This window comes from Thermogemmatispora sp. (assembly GCF_019683755.1).
GTDB lineage: Bacteria > Chloroflexota > Ktedonobacteria > Ktedonobacterales > Ktedonobacteraceae > Thermogemmatispora.
Genome location: NZ_JADGHT010000173.1, coordinates 1 through 9,369, shown reverse-complemented (window position 1 = coordinate 9,369; position 9,369 = coordinate 1). Strand labels below are relative to the sequence as shown.

The 9,369-nt window shown below is 57.3% G+C and carries 7 protein-coding genes and 1 tRNA gene; 6 read left to right on the top strand and 2 right to left on the bottom strand.

The genetic code is table 11. From position 1 onward, the window contains the following. Window positions 1-823 precede the first annotated feature (823 nt). From IRZ24_RS12115 to IRZ24_RS12090, 6 genes are all read left to right on the top strand, one after another. The gene (locus tag IRZ24_RS12115) at window positions 824-1,771 is read left to right on the top strand and encodes a biotin--[acetyl-CoA-carboxylase] ligase (RefSeq protein WP_297164524.1); all 948 of its coding nucleotides are present in this window, start codon (window positions 824-826) and stop codon (window positions 1,769-1,771) included. Between the two features lie 274 nt (window positions 1,772-2,045). Then, window positions 2,046-2,510, top strand: a complete 465-nt coding sequence (greA, locus tag IRZ24_RS12110; RefSeq protein ID WP_052888503.1) for a transcription elongation factor GreA — start codon at window positions 2,046-2,048, stop codon at window positions 2,508-2,510. A gap of 324 nt (window positions 2,511-2,834) precedes the next feature. Further along, window positions 2,835-4,313 carry a lysine--tRNA ligase gene (gene lysS, locus IRZ24_RS12105; RefSeq protein ID WP_297164521.1) on the top strand — a complete coding sequence of 493 codons (1,479 nt, stop codon included), beginning with the start codon at window positions 2,835-2,837 and terminating at the stop codon, window positions 4,311-4,313. A 379-nt stretch (window positions 4,314-4,692) separates the two neighbouring features. Further along, a tRNA-Val gene (locus tag IRZ24_RS12100) sits at window positions 4,693-4,764 on the top strand. Window positions 4,765-5,305: 541 nt separating this feature from the next. Further along, window positions 5,306-5,950 (top strand): protein-L-isoaspartate(D-aspartate) O-methyltransferase, encoded by a 645-nt coding sequence (locus IRZ24_RS12095; RefSeq protein WP_297164518.1) that lies wholly within the window; start codon window positions 5,306-5,308, stop codon window positions 5,948-5,950. A gap of 91 nt (window positions 5,951-6,041) precedes the next feature. After that, complete coding sequence (locus IRZ24_RS12090; protein WP_297164515.1) at window positions 6,042-6,560, top strand: hypothetical protein; 519 nt, start codon at window positions 6,042-6,044, stop codon at window positions 6,558-6,560. Window positions 6,561-6,704: 144 nt separating this feature from the next. On the opposite strand, the gene IRZ24_RS12085 is transcribed toward IRZ24_RS12090, so the two are convergent. Beyond that, window positions 6,705-8,471 (bottom strand): ATP-binding protein, encoded by a 1,767-nt coding sequence (locus IRZ24_RS12085; RefSeq protein WP_297164512.1) that lies wholly within the window; start codon window positions 8,469-8,471, stop codon window positions 6,705-6,707. 51 nt (window positions 8,472-8,522) lie between these two features. Beyond that, window positions 8,523-8,834 (bottom strand): hypothetical protein, encoded by a 312-nt coding sequence (locus IRZ24_RS12080; protein WP_297164509.1) that lies wholly within the window; start codon window positions 8,832-8,834, stop codon window positions 8,523-8,525. Window positions 8,835-9,369 lie beyond the last annotated feature (535 nt).

Here is a 9,369-nt window from a genome sequence, read left to right as displayed (position 1 = left end):
TCAATGATGGGTTCGCCGCCGTAAATGGCAGGGTCACGAACGATATAGGGATGAGCGGTACGCTCGATGGCCATAGCGGAACTCCTCCTTTCCTGGACCAATCTTATTGTATATTATTTCAAGCATTGAGAACCTGCGCATGGGCATGAAAGAACCCTTAAAATCCGTACGGTTGAGCGTTCCTGCTGACATTGGCGTTCTGGTCGAAAAGCTCAAGGAAAAAGTGTTCAAGTAAATTTCAACGAAAAGCTTGACAGCACCTGAAATGCGATGTTACAATTAGCGCAATGAAAGGAGGTGGTGTGCACATGCCTGAACGAGATTGCCACACAGGTGGCGAGTTAACCGGCCACACCAAGCGAGGAGGGAAGGACGCCTCCTGATGGTGGTGCCAGTCGGAAGGTGGGAAGCAACCTGGCCCGCCTGGGAAGTCTGGTTAACTCCCGCCTGTATGGTTTCACCGCTGGGCCGGTGCTGGTGAAGAGCCTCTACACGCTCTTTGCGTCTGATGCTCAATGGGTGATCAGTAGAGCAACCAGCGTTGCAGGATGGCTACCAGCCGGCCCGGTGCCTGCGGTCTCTTACTGAGAGGTACGAGCGAGGTCCAGGGTCAGAAGGGCCGCGCAGAGCTGCTTGATAGGGGTGGGGGCGGTAGCGCTGATGGCACAAGGCTGCAGATCGAGCGAGAGAAGTCGCGATGAAACTGATGTCCAAGCAAGCATGCGAGGCCGCTGGCGTGCTAGTGCTAGGTGCAGGCTCGCAGGTATGAAAAAGGGGAGGAGCAGGAGGATGGGAGCGAGATGGGCGGAGGTACCAGGAGCAGATGACCGGCAGTGAACGACTGCATCTCGACAGGTTACGGCAGGTGTTGGGCACACGCCTGATTGGCAGAGGTGAGGCGTGTCTACTGTATCTCCCGGTGGTGGATTCAACGAATACGCTGGCGATGCAGCGCGCCATTGAGGCCGGACCGGGTGAGAGTGTAGAGGGTTTGGTGGTGCTGACAGAGAGCCAGACTGCCGGGCGTGGCAGGCAGGGCCGCCGTTGGGTTGACGTGGCTGGGCGCAATGTCCTCTTGTCGATGGTGCTCTATCCACGCTTCCCGCTCCCTCTGCTAACGATGTTTTCCGCACTGGCCGTGTTAGAAGCCATTGCCGATACGGCTGGCCTTGTTGCTACTATCAAGTGGCCTAACGATATCTTGATCGGCGAACGTAAAGTTGCCGGTATTTTAATCGAGACCAGCTCTGATCGGGCCGGTCGTCTGGTGGCCGTATTGGGCATCGGCGTCAATGTCAATGGACGCAGTGAGGATTTAGCGATCGAGCAGAGTGCGGGCGGCTCAGTGCAGTCCCGCCCCGAGGCTCCTGCAGCTGCGTCAGCTCCGCTGGTTCAAGCGCCGACGCCGACGACACTGGAAGCTGAGTGCGGTCACGTTATAAGCCGCGAGGCCTTCATTTCCCATCTTTTGGAGCATGTGGAGGATTCCTATCTCGCCTTGCAGAAGGAAGCCGAAGCCCACCCTGAGCTGTCTGCGTTGTCAGCGCCTGTGAGGGCTGCCGCTGCTTTCTCGTTGCCGGTGGCACGACTCATTCGCGAGCGCTGGCGTAGTCGCTTACAGACGTTGGGGCGTGCGGTGCGCATTCAGCAAGGGGCTCGTCAACTGGAGGGCAAGGCCGAGGAGGTTAATGAGAGTGGCGAGCTGCTGCTACGTTGCCGCTCAGGCGAGCTGGTAACAGTCACCTGGGGAGACGTGGGGCACCTTTCCTAGTGAGAGACGGCTCCTGCTCCCGGGGCAGAGTGCGGTCTGTGCCTAAACAACTGATAAGGTGCTTCGCCTTGCTTGGCCGATCCCGTGCGTTGACTCGCGGCAAACCGGCCAGAAAACCAGAGATCTGGATCGTGGACCGGCTCTCTCTTCTTGAAAAGGCTGCTTGACTGACTGTTGTGCTGTCCCTGCTTTGTGGCACGGCAGCTCAGGAGGCAGACTCAGACTCTGGATAGTAGATGAGCGATTTCCTGCAGACAATGGAGGGAAACATAGGATGGAGACACAGGGCGTCTATCTGACCGAGGATGGCCGGCAACGTCTTCTGAATCAGTTGGAGTTCTTGCGTACGGTCAAGCGGGCCGAGGTGGCACGCTACCTGCATGATGCCAAAGAGGGGGGCGATGTCAACGACAATGCGGCCTATGAGGAAGCCAAGACCGAGTATGCGCGCCTCGAAGGGAAGATCTATGAGTTAGAGCAGATGCTTGCCACTGCGCGCACGATTCAGAAGGTCCAGAGCGATGAAGTAACGCTGGGATCGGTGGTGCGTGTGCGTAGCAGCGATGGGCGTGAGGCTTGCTATACGATTGTGGGTGCCTATGAGGCTAATCCGAGCGCGGGCCGCATCTCTAATGAGTCCCCAGTAGGCAAAGCTTTGCTTGGCCATAAGGTGGGCGATCTGGTTATGGTTTCTACCCCTGGTGGTGTAAAAGAGTACACTGTCCTCGCCATTGAGTAAGTGAGCTTCTCCCCCTGCGGCGAGAGCATTCCTGCTTTCTCCTCCCTGAGTGCTTTCGTCTCCTGATCCAGCCAGGATGGAGTATGCCGCTGTGTCTTTCTTTGGGGGCCGCCTTCTCTTGTGCGGCCCTCCTCTTTGGGTTTGTTCACCGTCTGCCTGGAGCTGATTGATCAGGGTGGTGAAGCCTGGAGAGCGAAGAGGTGGGGAGATTAGCCAGGCTGTCGATTGCTCTGCTTCCTTCCACTTACTCTCCCCCTGCTATCCACTGGCCCGGAATTTTGCTAAAATAGCGGCAAACCATTGTGAGGAGTTTTCAAGAGCGTTATGGCTGATGAAAGAAGTGTGCGGCTCCAGCGCCTGGAGGCTTTGCGTGAGCGCGGTATCAATCCCTATCCCAACCATGTTGAGCGCAGCCATACAATTGCCGAGGTGCTGCAGCACTTCGATGAGTGGCTGGGAGAGGAGCACTCTTTTTGTCTAGTGGGACGCATCCGCTTGCTCCGCGAGATGGGCAAGATTGCCTTTGCCCATATTGAGGATGGCACTGGTCGCATTCAGGTCTACTTTCGCATTAACGATCTTGGTGAGGAAGCCTATCGTACGGTCCGCCTCCTGGATATTGGCGACTTTATTCAGGCGCGAGGCTTTCTCTTCTATACACGTACCGGTGAGCGCACGCTGCATGTCCTACAGTTCGCAGTGATTGCCAAGGGCTTGCGCCCCTTGCCCGAGAAGTATCATGGGCTGGAAGATATCGAGCTGCGCCAGCGCAAGCGCTATCTGGATCTACTGGCGAACGGCGATGAGGTGAAGCCGATTTTTGTGACGCGCAGTCGCGTGATTCGGGCTATGCGCCGCTTCCTCGACGAGCGGGGCTTTCTGGAGGTGGAGACCCCCATTCTGCAGCCAATCTATGGCGGTGCGACAGCGCGCCCCTTCGTGACTCATCACCATGCCCTGGACCGCGATCTGTATCTGCGTATCGCGGTGGAGCTGTATTTGAAACGCCTGCTCGTGGGCGGCTTCGAACGAGTCTATGAGATTGGTCGCAACTTCCGTAATGAGGGGATTGACCGGACCCATAATCCAGAGTTTACTATGATGGAGTGCTATCAGGCGTATGCCGATTATGAGGATATGATGCGCCTGACTGAGGAAATGATTTATGCAATCGCTCTGGAGGCCTGTGGAACAGCGCGCATTCATTATCGCGGCTACGAGGTGGATCTCACGCCGCCCTGGCCACGCTTGCCGCTGCTAGCGACCATTGAGGAGTTTACCGGGATTGACGTGAATCGCTATCCCGATCGAGAGAGTTTGGCCGCCGAGATGCGAGCTCGTGGCTACGAGGTCGATCCCGCTTTGGGTCGGGGCCGTTTGATTGATGAGCTGAAGAGCGCGATGTTTCGCCAGGGGGCGGAACCCTTGCGCCGCGCCCTCTTCCTGATTGATTATCCGCTGGATGTCTCGCCTCTGGCCAAGCGTCATCGGTCGCAGCCCAATCTGGTAGAGCGCTTTCAGCCGTTCCTGGGTGGCCTGGAAATCGGCAACGCCTTTACTGAGTTGAATGATCCGCTCGATCAGCGCCAGCGCTTTGAGGATCAGATGCGACAACGTGCCCACGGCGACGTCGAAGCGCAGGTACTCGATGAAGACTTTCTGGAGGCTCTGGAGGTGGGCATGCCACCTACTGGCGGGCTGGGCATCGGCGTGGATCGCCTGGTCATGTTCTTGACCGATCAGGAGTCTATTCGCGATGTGATCCTCTTCCCCACGATGCGCAAGGCCCCCAACGAGCCATAATGTGCTAACCCAACACGCTCTGCCTTTGCTTGCTTGCTTTTGCTTTCGTGCTTGCTCACGTGACTGTACTGCCAACGCTTGCACTCCGGGCGGCGCTCCATGTACTCGTGTTGCGCGCCGTGGCTCGGCTCTCTCTGTTATTGGCTGGTCTCTAGGGAAAACTGTGCCACGGACTCGGCCTCGCCTGTTTGCTTGCGTCAGCGATTCCTGGCTGGCGAGGCCGAGCAGAAAGACTCTGTGCCCTGCTCCTCCTATTCCCCTCGTCGCTACTTGACAAGCCTCGCCCGGAGTGCTATAGTAGCTATACCGGAAAGCCGGATGATCAGAAGCGAGCTTAGCTAAGTTGGTGATCATGCCGGTTTTGAGTTGAGAGGGAAAAGGGCGCTTAGCTCAGTGGGAGAGCGCTTCGTTCACACCGAAGAGGTCACTGGTTCGAGCCCAGTAGCGCCCACTTTTTTTATGCTTGTTTCTGTCTTTCGCTTGCGAGTTGGACTCCGGCTTGCTTTCAGCAACCTTCGGTTTGTTGACTCTGACCTCCTTAGTGGGGGAGCAGCCAGCTTCCTCCCTGTTCTCCTTGACGTCTCGAATACCAGGCATTAGACTCTAGGTGGATACCCTCGTGCGTCTTATCCCGAAGCGCGCAGCTTAGTCGTCGAAGAAGGCTGAGATTCGCTGAGGCGGTCAGTGGCCAGGGGAGGAACAATCGTTTGCTGGCCGGGCTGTTCCTCTGCGTCTCTCCTTGCCAGGCACAGCGGTCTTGTATATCGTTCCGGTAGAGAAGTCTCATGCTGGTCTTGATGGCCTAGTGTGGCTCAGAGAGGGCAGCGGGTGGCAGCGCAACGAAGGACAAGAACAAGAAGAGGTACGCCCGTTGGGGCGCCCTCCCCAAGCGTGGGCCTCATGGCCATCGTGAAGCGGGCCGGTTGTCATAGGTTGTCTGCTCTGTTCGCGAGCTGATAGGCCTTTTCTACTCAACACCGCCCTGGAATGCTATGACTCGTGATTTCGAGACGCAGCGCCGTTATCTGGTTGAGAGTTTGCGCAGCGCTGGTATCCACGATGAACGTGTTCTGGCGGCCATTGAAGCCACGCCGCGCGAACTGTTTGTTGATCCCCAACATCGTCAGTGGGCCTACGCTGATCAAGCCCTTCCCATTGGCTGCGGTCAGACTATTTCTCAGCCTCTCATTGTCGCGACGATGACGCAAGCTCTGGAACTGAGCGGTCAGGAGCGGGTACTAGAGATCGGGACCGGCTCGGGCTATCAGGCGGCGATCCTGGCACGCCTGGCGGCTTCCGTGGCGACAGTTGAACGACACCAGCAACTGGCCTGCCAAGCTGCTAGACGGCTACTGCAGCTCGGCCTGCAGAATGTCTCGGTCTTTGTGGGTGATGGCTCACTAGGCTGGCCGGAGGCCGCTCCTTATGATCGGATTGTGGTCACAGCAGCCGCGCCACAGATTCCTCAGCCGCTGGTTGCCCAGCTAGTGGAGGGCGGCCTGTTAGTGATCCCGGTCGGCAGTCATGATCATCAGGAGCTGCTAGTTGTGCGGCGTACGTCTAGGGGGCAAGAGGTGCATTCGCTTGGCGGCTGCGTTTTCGTGCCGCTGGTCGGTAAAGGAGGATGGGAAGAATAGCAAGGGCCTGTTGTCGGCAAGCCCTCACTGGGCGTACAATACAAACAGAGGTTTCTGGTATCGCTGTTTTCGATGTTCGAGGAGGATGAGCATGCCGGGGATACTGGCCAGTATCCAGCTTCGTTCTGTGCCGGGCTTGATTGCCTTTGTGCTGCTCTGGCTACTGCTGTTTGAGGGGTCTCACCTGCTTCTGGCGCTCTTGCGGCGTGATCAGCTGATCGGCTGGGCCATTGGTCCGTTGGGCATCACGACTCTGTTTGTGCGCGAGCCGTCGCGCCTCTATATCGTACTGGAGGCCCTTTTGCCTGCACTGGTTTCAGGCAGCATGGTCTATATCGGCTTTTTTACTGCTCTCGGCCCGGTTTCTCTTCCCCATCATATCCTGTTGGTGATCGGGGTAACGCTGGTCGGTGTGCTCATCACCAGTACCGGTGATATCATTAATGCCCTCTGCGATTTGCTCTACCCGCTTTGGGGAGAAGCGCGCGTTTTGCGTCACATCCAGATTCTGCGCGCAAGTTGGGCTACTATCCATTTTACGCCATTCGGTCGCTCTTACTTACTGGACCGCTTCCAGGCGACGCCAACTGATCTATTGAAGGCCTTTTAGGCGTGATGTGGCCAGCGAGTATCCTATTGGTCTGGCTGGGGTAGGAGAAAGAGCAGACGGCTCAAGGCGCGGCAGGCTAGCGAGGAGGCTGGGGTTGATGGCAGATCCTTGGCTCGACCCAGGCTGGCCTCAGGGTGTGATTCCCTAGTGCTCATTGGTCTCAGGCGAGATCCTGGGGGTCCGCGGTAGGCTAAAGTAGAAAGTGCTGCCCAGGCCTTGCTGATTGCTGGCGTAGCCGATATGGCCTCCATGAGCTTCGACAATGGCACGGGCCACGTACAGGCCCAGGCCAATGCCCGAATACTGGCGGCTGGCGGCGTTACGAACGCGATAGAAGCGCTCGAAGATGTGGTCAAGGTATTCTGGGCTGACGCCGATACCCTCGTCGCTGATACTCACCAGGAAGTCATCGCCTCTCTTCTCTAGTCGCACGGTAACGTGTCCCCCCTGGGGAGAGTACTTGACAGCATTGTCCAGAATATTCCCCACGACCTGGGCAATACGTTGGCGGTCAGCGATCACCTTGCTATCCTGCACATGGAGATCAAGCTGAATGATGTGCTGCTCTGTATTGGCCTGGGCCAGGCGAACCTGCTCGGCCAGCAAGTCAGCCAGGTAGAAGGAGGTGTATTGCAGGTCCAGACGTCCCCATTGCACGCGCGATAAATCCAAAAGATCGCTCACCAGACGCTCCAGGTGCTCAGCCTGACTCTGCACGATATAGAGGCTGCGCAGGTCATAGCTTTCAGGAGGCTCCGGCTGCCCGCGCTCCCCACGTGGCTGCTGGCGGAGACGCCGCTCCAGGCGCCGCACGAGATGCTGCGTATAGCCCTTGATGGCGGTCAGAGGAGTCCGCAGCTCGTGCGAGACCACCGAGACAAACTCGTCCTTCAGCTTCTCGATCTGCTTGCGGTCGGTGATATCGTTGAGCACAACCACGACGCCACCGGGTAGTGGGTGATGGCTATCTTGGTTGAGTGGGGCGGCGCTGATACTCAGGGTTAAAGGGACGGTCTCGTTGCTCTCGCCGATGATCAGCTCCTGATTCTTGATAGTTTGCCCCATCAGGGCTTGGTCAACTACATGGGCCAGCTCACGTAGCCAGGGCACATTGCTGCGGGCGGCGAGCTGGCGGAGGGGGATACCAGGCTCAAGACGTGCATCGATCTGGGCCTGCTGGAAGAGCTGCTCGGCAAAGCGGTTCAGGGAGACAATGGCGCCCTGAGCATTCGTAATCAATAGCGCTTCGGCCATGCTACTGATAATTAGCTCCAGCCGGCTCCGCTCGAACTCAGCCTCCCGCCAAAGCGCCTGTTCGCGCTCACGCAGGCGCATATTCTCCAAGGCGATGGCTGCGTAGTCAGCAATAATGCGCGTCAGCTGGAGGAGTTGGGTATCGAAGACCCCTTCGCGCTCGTGGAAGAGGCTGAGCAGGCCAATGATCCGATCCTCAACGGCCAATGGCAAATGAAGGAAATCGCCAATTTCGCTGCCACCAAGCGAAGGCTGTGGCTCCATGAGGGCCAGATCGTCGGGGGCGTCAAGATAAGCGGCCACAGCCAGCTCTTCGGGGGTTACACTGGGGAAATCGATAATGTTGGCAGCCCGCGCAATGCGCTGGATCATCTCTTGCAGGAAAGAGGCACTGAGTGGATAGCGGGGAATGATGGAGAGTTCAAAGGGATCACCATACTGACCTTTGAGGAGAATGGCACAGGCGGAGAAGCTATACAATTCTTGTAACGTAGCCAGCAAGGCACGATGAACCTGGAAGCGATCATTGGCGGCAACAAAGCGCTTCCCGATGGTATTGAGATATTCCATCTCGTGGCGGAGAACCGCCAGCCGATCTTCTCCCGATCCTCTGGAAGAGCGGTACGCGCCATCTGGGAGTGTCGACTGAGACTGCACGCTGCTCTTCTCCATTGCTCACTGCTACGCTAGCTACATGGTCTCTGCTATCTACTGCAAGATCGACATGTGCTGGAGCTGGCGGGTCACCTCGTCGTGAAGCGGAGTAACAATCAGGTCACCTGTGAGTTCCTTCAAGCCCGCGAAGCACTCCTCCAGAAGGGCATTTAGTCCTGCTTTTAGCTCCTGCGGGGACTGGCCGCCAAGCTGCTCCTGGGCAATAGCCGGAGTAACCTCAGTATACGGGATACGCTCAAGAAAGTGAAGAAAAGGGTACTTCTCCGCTACTCGTCGGGCGGCACCCTGAACGAGCACGCGAGTGGTTACTTTCCCCAGGAGAGGCGCGACACGGTCATCAAGCAAACGGATGACCTCCAGATAGGCCGCGACGACATGCTTCCGGGAGTCTGCAGAACTGATGTCTGATGAGTACAGCGACAATGTTGTCTCCCTTCGCTATGCTCACACTCTCCTTTATATTATATCACACGCTAACTATCCCAGTCAGCTAACTTTGATTGGAGTCGAAGTAGTTGTATTAACATGTCTTTGCTTTGATCCAAGAGAGAAGCAGCTCCGCTTTATCAAGTGTTAATGCGCCTGCCTACTCAATGTATTGAGTAACACTGCTTAAAAGGGGCGGCTGTGCCCCCAGGCGGCGTCTCTTTGACGGCCAGCCTGGGGCAACCTCAAGAACAAACTCGATCTGAGGCTACCTGGGCAGCGGGCCATGCTGGTGGCGGGCCTGTTGGTGGTGGTAGGAGGGTCAGAGACAGGCGTTTCACCGGGCCTCTTCCCTCCTCCTTTGCTCTACCATTCAAGCTGGTGAGCCTGGCGAGGATTGGCGTGGCAGCAGTCCTAATAAACGCGCGAGCCACAGGCGCCAGCCACGCAGGGC

Bases quoted from the DNA above. Each gene is read 5' to 3' on its own strand.
- IRZ24_RS12115 (WP_297164524.1), top strand. From the start codon at position 824: ATGACCGGCAGTGAACGACTGCATCTCGACAGGTTACGGCAGGTGTTG.
- greA (WP_052888503.1), top strand. From the start codon at position 2,046: ATGGAGACACAGGGCGTCTATCTGACCGAGGATGGCCGGCAACGTCTT.
- lysS (WP_297164521.1), top strand. From the start codon at position 2,835: ATGGCTGATGAAAGAAGTGTGCGGCTCCAGCGCCTGGAGGCTTTGCGT.
- IRZ24_RS12095 (WP_297164518.1), top strand. From the start codon at position 5,306: ATGACTCGTGATTTCGAGACGCAGCGCCGTTATCTGGTTGAGAGTTTG.
- IRZ24_RS12090 (WP_297164515.1), top strand. From the start codon at position 6,042: ATGCCGGGGATACTGGCCAGTATCCAGCTTCGTTCTGTGCCGGGCTTG.